The sequence below is a fragment of the Micromonospora ureilytica genome (genome assembly GCF_015751765.1).
In the GTDB taxonomy this organism is placed as follows: Bacteria; Actinomycetota; Actinomycetes; order Mycobacteriales; family Micromonosporaceae; genus Micromonospora; species Micromonospora ureilytica.
The window spans coordinates 2,521,243-2,538,004 of sequence record NZ_JADOTX010000001.1 but is presented as its reverse complement, the minus strand read 5'-3'; the positions used below and the strand labels follow the sequence as shown (position 1 = coordinate 2,538,004).

At 71.0% G+C, this 16,762-nt stretch carries 16 protein-coding genes and 2 pseudogenes; 12 read left to right on the top strand and 6 right to left on the bottom strand.

The genetic code is table 11. The features are described 5' to 3' along the window. Positions 1 to 173 precede the first annotated feature (173 nt). The 4 genes from IW248_RS11310 (at position 174) to IW248_RS11295 (ending at position 3,670) form a co-directional block, all read left to right on the top strand. Positions 174 to 1,262 (top strand): S-(hydroxymethyl)mycothiol dehydrogenase, encoded by a 1,089-nt coding sequence (locus IW248_RS11310; protein WP_196926924.1) that lies wholly within the window; start codon positions 174 to 176, stop codon positions 1,260 to 1,262. Then, positions 1,259 to 1,888, top strand: coding sequence for an MBL fold metallo-hydrolase (locus IW248_RS11305; RefSeq protein WP_124822558.1), 630 nt, complete (start codon positions 1,259 to 1,261; stop codon positions 1,886 to 1,888). Before IW248_RS11310 ends, IW248_RS11305 begins: the two co-directional genes overlap by 4 nt. 101 nt (positions 1,889 to 1,989) lie before the next feature. Beyond that, the gene (locus tag IW248_RS11300) at positions 1,990 to 2,460 is read left to right on the top strand and encodes a VOC family protein (protein ID WP_196926923.1); all 471 of its coding nucleotides are present in this window, start codon (positions 1,990 to 1,992) and stop codon (positions 2,458 to 2,460) included. A gap of 496 nt (positions 2,461 to 2,956) precedes the next feature. Next, a complete protein-coding gene (locus tag IW248_RS11295) occupies positions 2,957 to 3,670 on the top strand; it encodes a hypothetical protein (RefSeq protein ID WP_196926922.1) in 714 nt (237 codons plus the stop codon). A 67-nt stretch (positions 3,671 to 3,737) separates the two neighbouring features. Here IW248_RS11295 and IW248_RS11290 read toward each other — a convergent pair whose 3' ends face one another. Continuing rightward, positions 3,738 to 5,105: an alpha/beta hydrolase family protein gene (locus IW248_RS11290; RefSeq protein ID WP_196926921.1), complete on the bottom strand. Its 1,368-nt coding sequence runs from the start codon at positions 5,103 to 5,105 to the stop codon at positions 3,738 to 3,740. A gap of 201 nt (positions 5,106 to 5,306) precedes the next feature. Here IW248_RS11290 and IW248_RS11285 point away from each other — a divergent pair, with 201 nt between their 5' ends. The 4 genes from IW248_RS11285 (at position 5,307) to IW248_RS11270 (ending at position 9,201) form a co-directional block, all read left to right on the top strand. Next, entirely contained in the window at positions 5,307 to 5,630 is a 324-nt protein-coding gene (locus IW248_RS11285; RefSeq protein ID WP_196926920.1) for a MazG-like family protein, read from the top strand. Between the two features lie 657 nt (positions 5,631 to 6,287). Further along, the gene (locus IW248_RS11280) at positions 6,288 to 6,872 is read left to right on the top strand and encodes a hypothetical protein (RefSeq protein ID WP_196926919.1); all 585 of its coding nucleotides are present in this window, start codon (positions 6,288 to 6,290) and stop codon (positions 6,870 to 6,872) included. A 272-nt stretch (positions 6,873 to 7,144) separates the two neighbouring features. After that, entirely contained in the window at positions 7,145 to 8,107 is a 963-nt protein-coding gene (locus IW248_RS11275) for a hypothetical protein (RefSeq protein WP_196926918.1), read from the top strand. Between the two features lie 119 nt (positions 8,108 to 8,226). Further along, a complete protein-coding gene (locus IW248_RS11270) occupies positions 8,227 to 9,201 on the top strand; it encodes a pirin family protein (protein ID WP_196926917.1) in 975 nt (324 codons plus the stop codon). Positions 9,202 to 9,503: 302 nt separating this feature from the next. Here IW248_RS11270 and IW248_RS11265 read toward each other — a convergent pair whose 3' ends face one another. Together IW248_RS11265 and IW248_RS11260 are read right to left on the bottom strand one after the other, a co-directional pair. Continuing rightward, entirely contained in the window at positions 9,504 to 10,172 is a 669-nt protein-coding gene (locus IW248_RS11265; RefSeq protein ID WP_196926916.1) for a DUF1345 domain-containing protein, read from the bottom strand. 42 nt (positions 10,173 to 10,214) lie between these two features. Next, positions 10,215 to 10,487 (bottom strand): DUF2795 domain-containing protein, encoded by a 273-nt coding sequence (locus tag IW248_RS11260; protein ID WP_030332551.1) that lies wholly within the window; start codon positions 10,485 to 10,487, stop codon positions 10,215 to 10,217. A gap of 154 nt (positions 10,488 to 10,641) precedes the next feature. On the opposite strand from IW248_RS11260, the gene IW248_RS11255 reads away from it, so the two are divergent. Both IW248_RS11255 and IW248_RS33025 read left to right on the top strand, forming a co-directional pair. Continuing rightward, the gene (locus IW248_RS11255; protein ID WP_196926915.1) at positions 10,642 to 11,052 is read left to right on the top strand and encodes a DUF2267 domain-containing protein; all 411 of its coding nucleotides are present in this window, start codon (positions 10,642 to 10,644) and stop codon (positions 11,050 to 11,052) included. 219 nt (positions 11,053 to 11,271) lie between these two features. Then, a pseudogene (locus IW248_RS33025) lies at positions 11,272 to 11,643 on the top strand (TerC family protein); the annotation flags it as partial. A gap of 20 nt (positions 11,644 to 11,663) precedes the next feature. Here IW248_RS33025 and IW248_RS33020 read toward each other — a convergent pair. Further along, positions 11,664 to 12,068: pseudogene (locus IW248_RS33020) on the bottom strand (DUF72 domain-containing protein); the annotation flags it as partial. Here IW248_RS33020 and IW248_RS11245 point away from each other — a divergent pair. Both IW248_RS11245 and IW248_RS11240 read left to right on the top strand, forming a co-directional pair. After that, positions 12,046 to 12,351 (top strand): hypothetical protein, encoded by a 306-nt coding sequence (locus IW248_RS11245; protein ID WP_196926914.1) that lies wholly within the window; start codon positions 12,046 to 12,048, stop codon positions 12,349 to 12,351. The pseudogene IW248_RS33020 and the gene IW248_RS11245 overlap by 23 nt on opposite strands. A gap of 9 nt (positions 12,352 to 12,360) precedes the next feature. Beyond that, positions 12,361 to 13,635 carry a cupin domain-containing protein gene (locus IW248_RS11240; protein ID WP_196926913.1) on the top strand — a complete coding sequence of 425 codons (1,275 nt, stop codon included), beginning with the start codon at positions 12,361 to 12,363 and terminating at the stop codon, positions 13,633 to 13,635. Positions 13,636 to 13,638: 3 nt separating this feature from the next. Here the strand turns inward: IW248_RS11240 and IW248_RS11235 are convergent, their stop codons facing one another. Both IW248_RS11235 and IW248_RS11230 read right to left on the bottom strand, forming a co-directional pair. Continuing rightward, a complete protein-coding gene (locus IW248_RS11235) occupies positions 13,639 to 14,154 on the bottom strand; it encodes a trypco2 family protein (protein WP_196926912.1) in 516 nt (171 codons plus the stop codon). Between the two features lie 40 nt (positions 14,155 to 14,194). After that, positions 14,195 to 16,702 carry a CHAT domain-containing protein gene (locus tag IW248_RS11230; protein WP_196926911.1) on the bottom strand — a complete coding sequence of 836 codons (2,508 nt, stop codon included), beginning with the start codon at positions 16,700 to 16,702 and terminating at the stop codon, positions 14,195 to 14,197. Between the last annotated feature and the right edge of the window lie 60 nt (positions 16,703 to 16,762).

Genomic DNA, 16,762 nt, shown 5'->3' with positions numbered 1-16,762 from the left:
TGGCCGTGGTCGAATGCGGCCCGCGTACCCCGGACCGCCCGCGATAACCGCCGGGCCGGCTGGGCTGGCCGTGGTGGTCGCGGTAGGTTCGCCGGGGGGCCCACCGCCGGGCCCGTGGCACACCCGCCCACCCCGGCGCCCGGCCCTGCCGCAGACCACCAGCAGGAGGCGAAGTGAGCCAGGAAGTCCGGGGAGTCATCTCCCGCAGCAAGGGCGCGCCGGTCGAGGTCACCACCATCGTGGTGCCCGATCCGGGGCCCGGTGAGGCGATCGTCCGGATCCAGTCGTGCGGTGTCTGCCACACCGACCTGCACTACCGCGAGGGTGGCATCAACGACGACTACCCGTTCCTGCTCGGTCACGAGGCGGCCGGCATCGTGGAGCAGGTCGGCGAGGGCGTGACGGATGTAGCCCCGGGCGATTTCGTGGTGCTCAACTGGCGGGCGGTCTGCGGAGTCTGCCGCGCCTGCCGCCGGGGTCGGCCCTGGTACTGCTTCAACACCCACAACGCCACCCAGCGGATGACCCTCTCCGACGGCACCGAACTCGCCCCGGCGCTGGGCATCGGGGCGTTCGCCGAGAAGACCCTGGTGCACGCCGGGCAGTGCACGAAGGTGGACCCGGCGGCCCGTCCCGCCGCCGTGGGTCTGCTCGGGTGCGGGGTGATGGCCGGGCTGGGCGCGGCGATGAACACCGGCAACGTCACCCGGGGCGACTCGGTCGCGGTGATCGGCTGCGGCGGCGTCGGGGACGCGGCGGTCGCCGGCGCGGCCCTCGCCGGCGCCACCACGATCGTTGCCGTGGACACCGACAGCCGCAAGCTCGACTGGGCCCGCAAGTTCGGCGCCACGCACACCGTGAACGCCTCCGAGACCGACCCGGTCGAGGCGATCCGTGCCGCCACCGGTGGCTTCGGCGCGGACGTGGTGATCGACGCGGTGGGCCGACCGGAGACGTGGAAGCAGGCTTTCTACGCTCGCGACCTGGCCGGCACCGTGGTGCTGGTCGGCGTACCCACCCCGCAGATGCAGATCGAGCTGCCGCTGCTCGACGTCTTCGGGCGCGGGGGCGCCCTCAAGTCCAGTTGGTACGGCGACTGCCTGCCCAGCCGGGACTTCCCGATGCTCACCGAGCTGTATCTGCAGGGCCGGCTCGACCTCGACGCGTTCGTCACCGAGGAGATCGCGCTCGACCAGGTCGAGAACGCCTTCGAGCGGATGCACCACGGCGACGTGCTCCGCTCGGTGGTGGTGTTCCCGTGACCGCCCGCGTCGACCGCGCGGTCACCTCGGGCACGTTCTCCCTGGACGGGCAGACGTTCGACGTGGACAACAACGTCTGGGTGATCGGTGACGACCACGAGTGCGTCATCCTGGACGCGCCGCACGACGTGGCGGCGATCCTCGCCCTGGTGGGCGACCGGCAGGTCCGGGCGATCCTGGCCACCCACGCCCACGACGACCACGTCCGGGTGGCGCCCGAGCTGGCCGAGGCCACCGGCGCGCCGGTGCTGCTGCACGCCGAGGACCGGGTCCTCTGGGACATGGTCCACCCGCACCTGCCCCCGCACGGCGAGCTGCACGACGGGCAGAGCATCGAGGTGGGCGGCACCACGCTCTGGGTGCTGCACACCCCCGGGCACAGCCCCGGCGCGTGCAGCTTCCACGCGCCGGAGCTGGGCGCGGTGTTCACCGGTGACACGCTCTTCGCCGGTGGCCCGGGCGCGACGGGCCGCTCGTACAGCGACTTCGACACCATCGTCGGGTCGATCCGCACCCGCCTGCTGACCCTCCCGGCGGAGACGGTCGTGCACACCGGCCACGGCGACGACACGACGATCGGTGCGGAGGCGCCGCACCTGCAGGAGTGGCTGGCCCGCGGCCACTGAGCCCTGTGGGTGTTCTCGGTTGGGGCCCGTCCAGGATTGGCTTTCGCTCCCTCCTGGACGGTCCCGACCGAATACCTAGCGGCGACGCTAGGATCGCGCCCATGGCCGCCGACTCGCCCGCACCCGTCGTCCGTCAGCTGCGCCTCGTGGTGGAGGCCGCCGACCACGAGGCCGCCGTCGCGTTCTTCCGTGACGCGCTGGGCCTGCCGGAGGAGGCGGCGTTCAGCGGGGAGGGGGATGCGCGAGTGGTGATCCTGGACGCCGGGCGCGCCACCCTGGAGATCGCCAACCCCGCGCAGAAACGCCTGATCGACGAGGTCGAGGTGGGTCGGCAGGTCGCACCGCGCATCCGGGTGGCCTTCGAGGTGGACGACGCGGAGGCGACGACGGCCCGACTGGTGGCCGCCGGGGCGAGCGAGATCGCGCCGCCGACGCGTACGCCGTGGCAGTCGCTCAACTCCCGCCTCGACGCCCCCGCCGACCTGCACATCACCATCTTCCAGGAACTCGTCACTCCGGACGAGGGTGTCGGGACGCGGGATGAGCAGCCCGAAGGTGACGGCGACAACTGAGCCAGGTGGCGGGTGGACCGGTGCCCCACCTGACCCTCGGTGCTGGCCTAAACGCCCACTCACGGTAGCTACAAACTCCTAGCCGCCTGCCTCCCCATCACCCTTCCATGGCCCTTTGCTCTGCTTACCTATACGCACCACGTCCCGTGAGCTGCGAATGGACCCTTTCCGCCAGCCACGGAGGTTCCTCACCGTGGTCACGGAAAGTGGCCGGTGCGTATAAGTAAGCAGAGCAAAGGCTGGCGTTCGGACATTGCCCCCGGGCTCCGAAAACACCCACCGTCACGGCTGTCTGACCTGATGTCGAGCGAGCCCTCATGTCCGACTCTGCGCCGTGACCGGGACCGCACCGGCCGACGCGCGGGGCATTTCCGGAATGCCCGACAGGTGAACCCGGTTGTGTCCCCCGTACCGCCGGAGCCCAAACCCTTTCCGCGGTCATCTCCCGAGGAGCGTTCACCCCGGAGCGTTCCGCACGATCGAAAGGGCAACCATCGTGAAGCTCGACTTCACTCGATGGCTCCCCGCCATCGCTAAGGACTCGTACCGCAAGACCGCGCTGAGCGTGGCGGGTGTGGCCGCCCTCGGCGGTTTGGCGCTCGCGCCGACCGCAGCCGCCGCCCCGGTCACCTCCGGACCGCACCAGGGCGCCGTCGCCGCCATCGACCTCGCCACCGGCAAGGCCGCGACCTCGGCACACCAGGATGAGCAGCCAGTCGAGTCGGGCCTTACCACCGGCTCCGCCACCGGTAAGCCGCCGGCGGGCAAGCCGAGCCGTGCCCAGCTGATCCCGCACGGCATCGAGGGCGCGCAGTCGCGCGTACCCCTCGACGACGCGCAGCTGGCCAACGCCCGGGCCATCGTCGACGCCGCCAAGAAGACAGGCGTCGGTGACCGGGGCGCGGTGATCGGCGTCGCCACCTCGCTACAGGAGTCGAAGCTGTACAACCTCGGCCACCTCGGCGCCTACAACGACCACGACTCGCAGGGCCTGTTCCAGCAGCGTCCGTCGTCCGGTTGGGGCACGCCCGACCAGATCACCGACCCGGAGTACGCCGCCACGGCGTTCTTCACCGCACTCAAGAACGTCGGCGGCTGGCAGGACCTGCCGCTGACCACCGCCGCGCAGACCGTACAGGTCTCCGCCTTCCCGTACGCGTACGCGCAGTGGGAAGAGCAGGCGGCGGACGTCGTCCAGCAGCTCTGGTGACACCCGCACACGAGGCCGGCCGGCTCCCTTCGACGGGAGCCGGCCGGTTTCTTGCTGTTCAGGTACCTCAGCAGGCCGGGTAGAGGCGGCGGGTGCCGACCCCGGCCGCGTACGCGTCCCGGTCACTGAACCGGCAGCCGTAGTCGGGTCGGGCCACCACCGCCGGATCGGTCACGGTGTCGCCGGCCGGGCGCTTCCCGGCGCGTACCCAGGACACCAGGTCGTCCCAGGCGGCGCCGGCCTCCGCCGGGGTGAACTCGCAGTGCTGCGTGGCGCGGATCGCCCGCTGCACCACCAGCTTGCCGCGACCGTTCCGCGCGACGTCGGTGGCGTACGCCTGCTCCATGCTGAACGGTACGAACAGGTCGCCGAGACCGTGCAGGCTGAGCACCGGCGCCGTTGGGCGGCCGGCGATCCGCGGCACCTCGGTCAGCGTCGGCAGGAGCCGCTGCCACACGTTCTCCGGGGCGACCCGCTGCACCGTCGCGTTGACGTTGACCGGGCTGTTCGGGGTGTAGCGGGTGAGCAGGTTGGTGGCGAGCTGGCCGGGCCGCTGCGCGGGGGAGTCCCCACCACTGGTCACCATGATCGAGAAGAGGAAGTCCTTCCAGACCGCGAACGCGGCGTCCGCCCCCGGACGGGGCCCGCCGGAACGGTTCACCGTGATCGCCCGCAGCTGCTTGCCCCGGTCCGTGGTGGTGTCCGGCCCGGTGGGGGTCAGCCCGGCCAGGCCGAGCGCCACCTGGATGCGGGGCACCGCGTTGGTCAGATAGTCAGCCGGCGTGGGATAGGCCGGCACCCCGGCGAGCGCCTGCGCGACCAGGTTGTAGTCCAGGTAGAAGTCGAGCAACGTCTGATCGCCGAGCACCCCGCACATCGGCAACCCGCCGTCGTAGAAGCCGGGGTACTGCTCCAGCGAACGGCCGATGACGTACCCACCCATCGACACGCCGGCGACGTAGGTGTGCTGCGGCCGACGGACCGTGCGCCCGAAGTGGTCGGCGAGATCCTTCGTCCCCAGCACCCCGGAGCGGATGTCGAAGCCGTTACGGTCGTACGAGGACGATGCCCATGCGTACCCCTGCCCCAGCAGACGCTCGCGCAGCCCGAACGCCGGCGGTTCCGGCGAGAGCACCGTGCCCTGGCCGCGGTAGCCGTGCGCCCACAACACCAGGTCGCCGTTCCACCGGGCGGGGACCTCGATGATGTACCCGGCGTGGCGGTGCACGCCCTGGCGTACCGTCGTCGGCTTGCCGCCCACGACCAGCGGGGCCACCGGCGGATTCTCGATGGTGTAGCCGGGCAGCGGCTTGCCGCCACGCGCGTCGCGACCGGTGGCGCCGGCCGGCGCGGCACCGGCCAGCCCGACCGCGAGGGTCAGCGTCGCCGTGGCGGCCAGCAGCCGGCGAAGGCTACGAACGGGTGTGGACAGCATCGACGCTCCCCATCGGACGGTTGTCGCCCGGGGGCGACCAGCGGGACGGTTGCCTACCGGCCGGTAGCGTCCTGAACCTAGAACCGCCTTCGATCAGTGTCAATGGGTGTGCTGATCGGTCGGTCAGACACTGACCATTCGTCGTGGCCCTGCCGTACCCGGTCGTTCGGGTCGGCAGGCCGATCGGGTTGACTGGTCGTCGTGAACGAGTCGATCTGGGAGGCGGCCCGCGCGTCGCGCAGCTGGCTGGACGCGGCGAACGGCACCGGGCAGACCGAACTGACCTGTCGCATCCTCAAGCTGACGGAGGAAGCGGGGGAGGCGTCGGCCGCCTGGATCGGTCTGCTCGGGCAGAATCCACGCAAGGGTGTCACCCACACCCGCGAGGACGTCGCGGCGGAGTTGGCCGACGTCGCTTTCACCGCGCTGGTGGCCATCGAAAGCCTGGGGCTGGACGCGCAAACCGCCCTGGACACCTGCGCCGCAAAGGTGCGCTCCCGCCTGACAAGCCAGGAACGCCCCTAGCGTCCGGCCGCCTCCGTCCGTCCTCTCCGCCAGTCGCCATGCCGGGCGCTGTGTGAACGTTGCGGCATCGGATGAGTCTCGCCGGTCGCCGAATTCGTGATCGACTCGGTTTCCTTGATGTCGGGGTGTCCTGGCGTCCCGGATGCCCCGAATTCCGTGAACCCGCGTCGATCACGCGAGGGGGAGGCGATTCGACGCCATGGACCCGTCTTGAGTGGGTGATTTGTCCGGTCGTGGGAGTTTGTGGGTGGTGACCGGTCCCACCCGTGGGCCGGAATCATGGCCGGGCCGGGGTCGTTACATACCCTGACGATCGCAGTACCACCGACCCGCCGCCCGGCCCCCCGGCTGGTTGCGCAGGTCGGAATGCCAGCCCCGGCACGGTCGTTACAGTCCCTACGAGCGACCGCAGGCACCGCCACTACGCGGGTGCCAATGGATGGGCCGACCCCGGAATGACCCCCGGCCCCCGGTCGTTACACATGGACCCGGCGCCACGAGCCCTCGCTCGTTAGGTCGCCGACCCCGACGCCCTACTCGGCGTCACCGCCCAAAACTTTTCCCCCTGTTTTGTGCAGCGCCGGACGAGGTGCTCACACCCCTGCCGCCGCCCCCCTTTGGTGGTCGGGGTGTCCTACCCCCGAAGGAGCTACCCCCATGAACACGATCATGCGTAAGAGCATGCTGTCCGTTGCGGGTCTCGCGTTCGCCGGTGGTGTCTTCGCCGGCCCGATCGCCCACGTGGCCAACCCGGTCGACACCAAGCCGGTCGCGGTTGCGGTCCAGGCCGACAAGCCCGACACGAGCAAGCTGATCCCGCACGGCACCCAGGGCGACCAGTCCCGGATCACCCTGAACGACGAGCAGACCGCCAACGTCAAGGCGATCATCGCCGCCACGAAGAAGGCGGGTCTGCCGGAGCGGGCCGCGGTCATCTCCATCGCCACGAGCCTGCAGGAGTCGAAGTTGGAGAACCTGGGTCACCTCGGTGACATGAACGACCACGACTCGCTGGGCCTGTTCCAGCAGCGCCCGTCCAGTGGTTGGGGCACCCCGGAGCAGATCACCGACCCTGAGTACTCCACGACCGCGTTCCTGAAGGGCCTCAAGCAGGTCGACGGCTGGCAGGACATGCCGCTGACCGAGGCCGCGCAGACCGTCCAGGTTTCCGCGTACCCGGACGCGTACGCCCAGTGGGAGCAGCAGGCCGCCGACCTGGTCGGCCAGTACTGGAACGGCTGACCCGCGTCACCGCACCACCGCAGTACACCGACCGCTGGCCGGCACTCCGCAACCCGGGGTGCCGGCCAGCGGCCTTTCTGCTGTCGCCGGGCGGACGACGTCGTCTGGTCGACGAGTTATCCGTAGATCTTGGACACTTTCCGTTCCGCGCTAACGGAAAGTGTCCAAGATTCACGTTGGCGAACGTGGCGGAGTGACGTGATCGGCGGCGGGTGATCCGATCGGCTGGCGGGTACGTACCCCTGGACGGGGACCGGCGGAGGGATAAAGGCATGGCCGCAGTGGGGTACGGCGCGGATCGCGGACCGGAATCAGAGCCGGAACCCTCCGGCGAGGCCGTACCACGACGGTGGTCCAGCGGTGCTCGCCTGCTGGTGGCTGCCGCCGCCGTCGTGCTGCTCCTGGGTGCGGCAGCGGTGGGCGTGATCATTGCCGATCCCGACCGTCTCGGCATGACCTACTCCGGCCAATCCGACAGCACTCGCCCCGACGGCACCCAACCCGACGGCGCTCGGCCCGGTGACGGCGGCCGTCCGGGAGGCGTCGCTGACCCGGACGCGGCTGGGGACCGCCGCGGTGGTGCGGGTGCCGCGGACGAGCAACTGTTGACAGCTCCGCTGGCAGGTCGGCAGAACGGAACCTTCGTGCTCGCGGATGGGCTGTCCTCGTTCGAGCTGCGGGTGGCCGAGTTGGGCGACGACCTGTACCGGATCAGTACCCCGGCCGGCTCGGGTGTGGCGGGCCGACCGGCGGTGCAGGGGGAGACCGTGCGGCTTGACCTCGTGGAGTCCGGGACGCGCGGGCCGCGGGCCGTGCGGGTGTTGCTCAACGAGCGGGTCGCCTGGCGTCTCCACCTCGTTGGCGGGGTGAGCAGTCAGGTGTTGGACCTGACCCGGGCCCGGCTGCTGGGGGTGGAACTCGCCGGCGGCTCCAGCCGCACCGAGATTCTCCTGCCACCGATCACCGCCGCCGTCTCCGGCAACCCCGCCGGCATGCTGACCGTACGACTCACCGGTGGGACCAGCCAGCTCGACATCCGGGTTCCCGGGGAGACTCCGGTACGGGTTCGGGTGGGAGCCGGGGCCGGCTCGGTAGTGGTACGCGAGGACCGCTGGGATGGGGTGGCCGCGGGCTCGGTGCTGGGTACGCCGGGTTGGGACCGGTCGGCGGCGCGCCTGTACCTGGACCTGGTCGCCGGCGCCAACAGCGTGATCGTGTCCTCCAGCAACCGGTGAACCCTCGCCGGGTCAGCCCCGCCCCGGTCAGCCCCACGCCGGGTCAGCCCACACCGAACCCTGCCCGCCCTGGCTCGAAGCGCCGCTGTCGTGGGTGGGCGTGCGCGTACAGTCGGGCGGTGGAGCGTACTGAATCGATGCTGGCGCAGACCCGACCGCCTGGCGTGGCCGACGTCGATCCCGGCAGTGTGTTGTTGCCCGGCCACGACGTGCCGTTGGGTCGCTACACCACGGTGCGGCGGTTGCTTCCGCAGCGCGCTCGTCGGATGGTCGGCGCGTGGTGTTTCGTGGATCATTTCGGCCCGGACGATGTGGCGCAGCGGCCCGGTATGGAGGTGCCGCCGCACCCGCATACCGGGCTGCAGACGGTGACGTGGCTGCTCGACGGTGAGATCCTGCACCGGGACAGCCTCGGCAACGTGCAGCCGATCGTGCCCGGCCAGCTGAACGTGATGACGTCCGGGAACGGTATCGCCCACTCGGAGCGTTCGCCGGCCACCCACCCTCCGGTGATGCACGGTGTGCAGCTCTGGGTGGCGCTGCCGGACCCGGCGCGGGCCGGCGCGGCGGATTTCGCGCACCACGCCGACCTGCCGCGCTGGCGGGACGGCGATCTGGACGTCACCCTGCTGGTCGGCGAGTTCGCCGGGGAGCGGTCACCGGCGGTGGTGCACACCCCGCTGGTGGGGGTGCAGCTGGAGCTGCGCGGCGAGGCGCCGGCGACGATGTCGTTGCGGCCGGATTTCGAGTACGCGGTGCTGGCGATGTCCGGGTCCGCGGAGGCGGCCGGGGTCGGCTTCGAGCCGGGGGCGCTGCTGTATCTGGGCTCGGGCCGCCGGGAGCTGACCGTGCGGGGCGGGGCTGGGGCCCGGTTGTTGCTGCTGGGCGGTACGCCGTTCGAGGAGCCGTTGGTGATGTGGTGGAACTTCGTCGGCCGGTCGCACGAGGAGGTCGCCGCCGCCCGGGAGGACTGGATGGCCGGCGACGGACGCTTCGGTGTGGTCGCCGACGATGCGGCGCCGCCGCTGCCGGCGCCCGCCCTGCCCACGACCCGCCTGAAGGCCCGGGACCGCACTGGCGGCCTGCACGGCTGACCACACCGGGGCACCCAGCCGTGACGTGCGCTGGCCCACACTTCCCCAAATTCTGACCAAACGGAGGATGTTCTGCCGTATGGTTGGACCCGGCAGTGCTGGCCGCTCGGTTCGAGCGCACCTCCACCGCCTGGTGACCCGCGACCGGTTCGGATGCGGTTCACCGCCTGGGCAGGCTTGCGTGGCGCCCTGGGTCGCGGTTCGTGACCAGGGGCGCCCGCCTGTCCCGGCCCTTCGATCGGCCCCGCCCCGTGTCGCACTCCGGGGACCGCGCGGCCGAAAGGGATACAAAGCCAGCACCCTCAGCGGGCCAGGCCCGCCAGCAGGTTCACGGTGACGGCGATGATGAACGCGCCGAACAGGTACGACACCATCGAGTGGCGCAGCACCGTACGACGCATCTCGTTGCTCGTCAGGTTGGTGTCGGAGATCTGGAACGTCGTGCCGATGGTGAACGCCACGTACGCGAAGTCGGAGTAGCGCGGCGGTTCGGGCTGGTTGAAGTTCACCCCGCCGTCGGGGCCCGTGTAGTAGATCCGGGCGTACCGGGCGGCGAACAGGGTGTGCACCACGAACCAGGAGAGCACCACACTGAGCACGCCCAGGCCGCTGTGCAGTTCCCGGGCCGTCCCGGGGGGCGCGCTCTGCGCGCTGGCCACGACCAACCCCACGGCCAGCAGGCTGGCCAGGCAGGCGACGAGCAGCAGAGCGTCCCGGATCGCCCGATTCGGGTCTTCGTGGACGGCCAGTTGGGCGGTCCGCTCGGCGTCCATCGGCCAGATTTTGTGCCAGACCAGCGCGAGCCAGCTCAGCGCGCCCACGTCCCAACCGGCCAGCGCGGCGAGCGGCAGTGGCAGCAGCAGCGCGAAGGCGCAGCCGGAAATGACGCCGACCACCGCCACCACGGCGAGCTGCTTAGCAGCAGCCGGGAAACGCACGTCCGCTGGCCGGTCGGGGCCGGTCTGGGTCATCCCGGCCGCTCCCGGGTCGGGGTGGTGGGCGTCACCGCCGGTTCAGATGCCGCGCAGGTGCTGCGAGACCCGGTTGTGCTTCTTGTCCCGGGCCTGCTCGGCCCGCTGGGCGGGGCCGACCTCGGGCGCCGCCTCGATCCCGGCCGACCGGGCCACCTCGGTCCCGTTGGCGTAGTCGACGGGCGGCAGGGCGCGCAGCGCCTTCAGCACGTCCGGCGGGGCACCCTCCCGTTCGGCCTCGCGGACCACGTCGTCCTTCTCGGCCGGGTAGTCCAGGCTCGACAGGTACTGCAGGACGTCGGCGTAGCTCGCCATGGCGTGGGCTCCCTCGGGCATCGATGTGGTGACGACCGGCGGCGGTTACCCGCCCGCCGGCCGGTCAAGCCCCCCGGCGGAGGAAACCCGGCGCCGTTTCTCCTCCTCCGCCGCGGGTACCCGCAGACGCCGACGCGAGCCAAGGGAGTACGCGATGAACTACGACACCTTCATCGACCAGGTTTCCCAGCGCACCGCCACGTCGTCCGAGCGGGCGGTCGAGCTGACCCGGGCCGTGTTGGAGACGTTCGCCGAGCGGTTGACCGGCGGCGAGGTCCTGGACCTGGCCGCCCAGATGCCCCAACCGTTGCAACTCGTGCTCAAACCGAGCCCGAGCACCGAGCAGGCGGACCGGTTCGGCGCGGCGGAGTTCGTCGCCCGGGTCGCGTCGCGCGCCGGTGTGCAGGAGCCCGCCGCCGAGGACGCCAGTCGGGCGGTTTTCACCACCCTGCGTGAGGCGATCACCGGCGGTGAGTTCGACGACGTGGTGACCCAACTGCCACGTGACTATCGGGGTCTGGTCGAGCAGGCGATGGCCCCGGGCGCGACGCTGCGCCGCGCCTGACACAGCGCTCGTACCGGGCACGCACAGCGGTTTACCAGGGCAACCATCGATGTCCCGCTTGGCGTGGCGATTCCGCCTGGCCTAACCTTGTCGTGCGAGGGGAGTACTTCCCACGAACCATTCCGGTCAGTACGGCGCGCCCGGCGCGCCTCGGGTGGTTGCCCACCAGGTGGTGGGTGAAGGAGACCTCGAACATGACGGTGTTCGAGGAGACCCCACATGAGCCAATTGTCGTATCTGTCCGCCGCAAGTGACCTGTCGTCGGTGGGCACGCCCACACTGTGGGCGGTGACCATCATCGGGGTCGTCCTGCTGTTGGTGCTGGACTTCCTGGTCACCCGTCGCCCGCACGAGGTGTCCATGCGGGAGGCCATCGGCTGGTCGGCGTTCTACATAGCGCTGCCGCTGGCGTTCGGCGGCTGGATCTGGTGGCGATTCGGCTCCCAGCAGGGCGTCGAATACCTGACCGGTTACCTGGTGGAGAAGTCGCTCTCGGTCGACAACCTCTTCGTCTTCATGTTGCTGTTGGCGGCGTTCGCGGTGCCGGCGGTGGCGCGACCGAGGAACCGGGCCACCGGCTCCGCCGGGTCGCGCAGCCGCTTGATGTGGGTGAGGTAGCGGCTCATCTTCACCGCCACGCAGAAGTCCGCCGGGGTTCGTGCCCGCCAGGCGGCGAAGGTGTCCCGCTCGGGTAGCCGGTAGAAGGCGTTGTTGACCTCGACCGTGGCGAACCCGGCGGCGAAGTGCTCCAGCCAGAGGCGCTGCGGCAGCCGCTGCGGGTAGAAGCGGCCGCGCCAGTCCCGGTACTGCCAGCCGGACGTGCCCACCAGGATCACCACCCCATCCTGGCACTCTGCGCCGCCGCCCGCGAACTGCCCGTGTCGCCCCGGTCCGGCGTCTACGGTGAGGGTTAGAGAAGATCGCGCGTGGGGTACCACCCGCAGCACGACGGACCCCGGCGTACGGCGGGGCGGCACACCCGAGGGAGTACCGATGGCACTCAACGATGACGACATGCAGACCACCAGCGGCGGCGGCATGGAGGGCCCGGCCGACGGCGGCGCGACCCCCGGTCAGCAGGACGGTGGCGCCGACGGCGGCGCGGAGGGTCCCGCCGATGGCGGTGCCACTCCCGGTCAGCACGACGGTGGCGCCGACGGCGGCGCGGAAGGCCCCGCCGACGGCGGTGCCACTCCCGGTCAGCACGACGGTGGCGCCGACGGCAGCGCCGAGGGTCCCGCCGACGGTGGTGCCACTCCTGGTCAGCAGGACGGTGGCGCTGACGGCAGCGCCCGGTAGCGGCACGCCATGACGTACCTCGACCCGCCGGGCGGCCACGGCCGCCCGGCGGTTCCGTCAGCTGAGGCCGCCGCCGCACTGGCCCGCTGCGTCTCGGTCGAACCGGCCAAGTTCGCCGCCGCGCACTGGGGGCACACGCCGCTGCTGTCCCGCGCCGCCGAACTGCCCGACCCGGCCGGCTTCACCGACCTGCTCAGCCCCGCCGACGCCGACGAGCTGCTGAGCCGGCGCGGTCTGCGTACCCCGTTCCTGCGCGTCGCCAAGGACGGCCAGTTGGTAGCCGCGGCGCGCTGGACCGGCGGCGGCGGCGCGGGCGCCGAGATCGGCGACCAGGTGCTCGACGAGCGGGTCCTGGAGCAGTACGCGTCCGGGGCCACGCTGGTGTTGCAGGGTCTGCACCGGATCTGGCCGCCGCTCGTCGACTTCGCCCGAGACCTGGGCCTCGCGCTCAACCAGCCCCTGCAGATCAACGCCTACCTGACCCCGGCCGGCAGTCAGGGCTTCGCCACCCACTACGACACCCACGACGTGTTCGTGCTCCAGGTCGACGGCCGCAAACACTGGCGGATCCACCCGCCGGTGCTGCCCGACCCGCTGGAGAAGCAGCAGTGGGGTGGACGCGCCGACGAGGTCGGCGCCACCGCGCAGGGCCCTGCCGCGCTGGACGTGGTGCTCGCCCCCGGCGACGCCCTCTACCTGCCCCGTGGCTGGCTGCACAGCGCGCAGGCGCAGGACGCCAGCTCGCTGCACCTGACCGTGGGCATCCGCGCGCTCACCCGGTACGCCCTGGTCGAGGAGTTGTTGGCGCTGGCCGCCGAGGACCAGCGGCTGCGGGCCAGCCTGCCATTCGGCACCGACGTGGCCGACCCGGACGCCATCGAGCCGGAGCTGACCGAGACCGTGGAGGCGTTGCGGGACTGGCTGCTGCGCGCCGACCCTGGGGCGGTCGCCGCGCGGCTGCGGCAGCGGGCCTGGCCGGCCGCCCGCCCGGCGCCGATCCGACCACTCGCCCAGGCCGACGCGCTGGCCACCCTGGACGCCGACTCCCGGGTCACAGTGCGGCCTGGCCTGCGCTGGCAGTTGGTGCCGCACGACGCGGACACGGTGGCGGTGCGGCTCTTCGACCGCACCATCACCCTGCCGGCGAGCTGCGAGCCGGCCGCCCGCGCCCTACTCCGCGGCACGGTCACCCGCGTCGGTGACCTGCCCGGGCTGCCCGACGACGCCGACCGGGTCACCCTGGCCCGCCGACTGCTCCGCGAGGCCGTCGTCGTCCCGGCCTGAAGGCTAGCCGGCCATGGCGCCGACCAGCTCGATCCTGAGCGTGTTGGTGACCTCGTCGGTCAGCTCGCCCTCCATGCCGAACGAGATCGTTCCCTGGTCGGTGACGCCGAAGACAAGCTCCACCGTGCCAGCCTGTAACACCAGCGGGTCGTCGCCCCCGGTGCCGGCGGCGACGACCGAGCGGATCGTGGTGATCGCGTCCACGAGGGTCGCCTCGACCGCGCTGTGCCGTAGCTCGTGCCGCTCCTGGAGCTCCTCGGCGACGAGCGTGATGTCGATCGTGTGAGTCTTCTGGCGGGAGCGGCTGCCGCCCACCTTGACCTTCCAGCCGATCACCGGCACCCGGAGATCGAGGCCGCCGCCGAGCTTCGTGGTGACGACCGCGCTCAAGATCAGCTGAACCGAGCTGACCCGCAGGTCCCGGCCCTCGTCGGTCGTGGAGATGCCGGCCTGCTTTACCGCGTTCTTCACCGCCGACACCAGTTCCTCGACTGGCACGCTGTCGTCGATCACGTACATGCCGCACCTGCCCTTCTGCGTAAGTGGGGTTGTCGACCGGTCAGACGGCCGCGGTGGCGAACGGGTCGCCGTACACGGTGTACGCCAGCCGCGTCGGGTCGAGCGGATCGTCCTGCTGGTCGGTGCGTGCGGCGAGGGCTGCCGCGCCGAGCGTGGCACCCTCGGCGAGGGAGCGGTAGAACGCGGTCGCGAAACGAGCCGAGCTGTCCGAGCGCACGGCCCAGAGCGTGCCGACGAACGCGCCCGCGCCGGACGACATGAACTGCTGCGCCCAGCCGAGCATCCGGGTGTACGTCGGGGCGACGCCCGCGCTGCGGCACGCGTTGATGAACACCAGAGGGCTGGTTTCCGTCAGCAGTTTCCGGACTCTGGCCTCGGTGAGCAGGGACGGCGTGAATCGTCCGTCATCCATGTCGATGTACGAGCCGTCCGACGAGAAGGTGTTGTGACAGGCGAAGTGCGTCGCGCCCAACCTGCCGGACGTGATCAGAGCGTGCAGCTCGTCCGCGCTGGTGATCGGCTCGCTGTCGGCCGCGTCGAGGATCGCGCGAATGGTGGCGATCTCCTCGTGGGCCCCGGTGGGCGCCTTCCTCGGCACCACGAAGCGGGGGTTGCGCAGGCCGACCTTCGCGGCGCGGTGCTGGCCGTAGGTGCGGCGCACCACGGGGACCTGCTCAACGAGGAAACCAGCATCCCGCTGGGCACTGAGTGGATAGAGCAGCTCCCACGGGACCACATCGTGGTCGGTCGCGATCGTGAAGGCGCTCATTCCCGCGCCGACCTGCCAGAACTGGTCCCGCACGTCGGCCGGCACCATTTCCGACCACAGTTGGATGCCCGCCGACCGGATGACCTCGCGCGTCATCGTCGCGCTGTAGCGGGAACCACCTCCGGCCAGCTGCTGCAACTCTCTGATCGCGTTCTCCACCGCCGCGTTCGGCGTGTTCGTGAACGACTCGACCACCGGGGCGAACAGCGCCGTGTCGGACCGCAACTGGAAGGTGTACCTGCTGCCGTCGAACCGCACCTCCATGGTGACCTCGCCCGGCCGCGCCCGCGGGGCGCCCAGTAACGCCGTCTGTGGTCGCCCGTCGCGGAACGGCCCGCTGTCCGCGACGGAGACCTCGACGGAGACCTCGGCGAGGAACGTGCCGCCGGCCCAGGCCGTCACGTCGATACGATGCAGACCCGGCGTACGCGCCCCGAAACCGAACCGGATCGGCGCTGGGTCCTCGCCCGGCGTGACCAGCAGCGTCTGCTGGAGCGGGCCCTCGGCGTGCAGGCCGGCGGGTCCATGGACGGTCACGGTGACGGGTGTGCCGGCGTCGGCGACGTGCAGGTTCGGCAGCCATGCCGTGACGGCATCAGGGTGCACCGACCGGCCCTCGGTGACGAGCCGGACGTCGACGCTCAGGTCCTGGCCCGTCGGGACCTGAGTGGGGGCCCGCGCCACGAGCATTCGATCCGGTGGTGGCCGCGAGCCCGGACTGGACCGGTTGGGGAGATTCCCAAAGCTGATCGATCCGCTGGTGGTCTTCTCGTGCCCGAGCGGCTCGAGTCTCACCTCCTCGAGCGCCCGCACATACTCGTCAGTGTGACCGTCGGCGGTCAGTCGCACGCGTAGGTAGTCGAGGGCGATGCCCGCCGGGAGTGTCGCTCGCTCGAGCCGCTGGCCGACGGACAGGATGGCCTCGAACCCGTCCTGGGCGCTGAAACGCCGGGTGATCGCCTCACAAAAATCCTGCAGGAAGTCACGGAGGAGGGGCACGGCAAACCGGACCGGGTGCCGGACGGCCTCCGTCGGGTCGGTCACCTGGAAGCCGACGACGATCGACGCTTCGAAGGTGAACCTGGCGTCATTGGAGGGCAGTCGGAGGTTGACGCCGATGCTGTGCTGACGGGTGTCCACCTCGTAGCGGACCGCATACCGTGCGTCAATCTCAGGTGACCAGTTCGGCAGGTCACCGTAGGGGGCCTCCACCAGCTCACCGTCGCGTGTCCGGTACACGGTCGCCACCGACGGCCCGTGCGTGCGGCGCGGCATGGCGACGTGCACGGGCTCTTCGCTGAGGATTAGGGGGATGCGCGCCTCGGCCGCGCCCGTCTCCGGGTCGAATCGTGCCCCGAGGTCGTCGATCAGGCGGCGGATGTCCTCCCGGACCCTGCCCAGGCGGATCCGTCGAGACCGCTGGTGGCTCAGCGGCCGAAGCGCTTCGGGAACGTCAGTTTCGAACAGCAGTTCCGGGCCCGTCACCAGCACCGGAATGACCGGGACCTCCAGCGTGGTGGCCGTCCTGACCTGCCAGCTGACCAAGCCCGAATAGGTGTCCAACGACGCATCCACGGTGGCCCGGGCGCGCGGTTCGATCACCACGATGAGTGCCGCCGAGGCCGCCAGGCGGTGCCGCAGCTCAGCGTGGCTGTCGTTCGCGCTCGGCAGGCTGCGGGCGACGCCGTCGTCGCCGAACCGAGCGGTCAGCGCATCATCGAGCATGCCCGCAACGACGCTGTCGCCGCGGGCGGGGTAACTGAGGAATATGCTGACCATTTCACGTACCGTATCGAAGATCCGACCCCGATCCGCTGCGTGGACGGTCGGTTTGTCGAC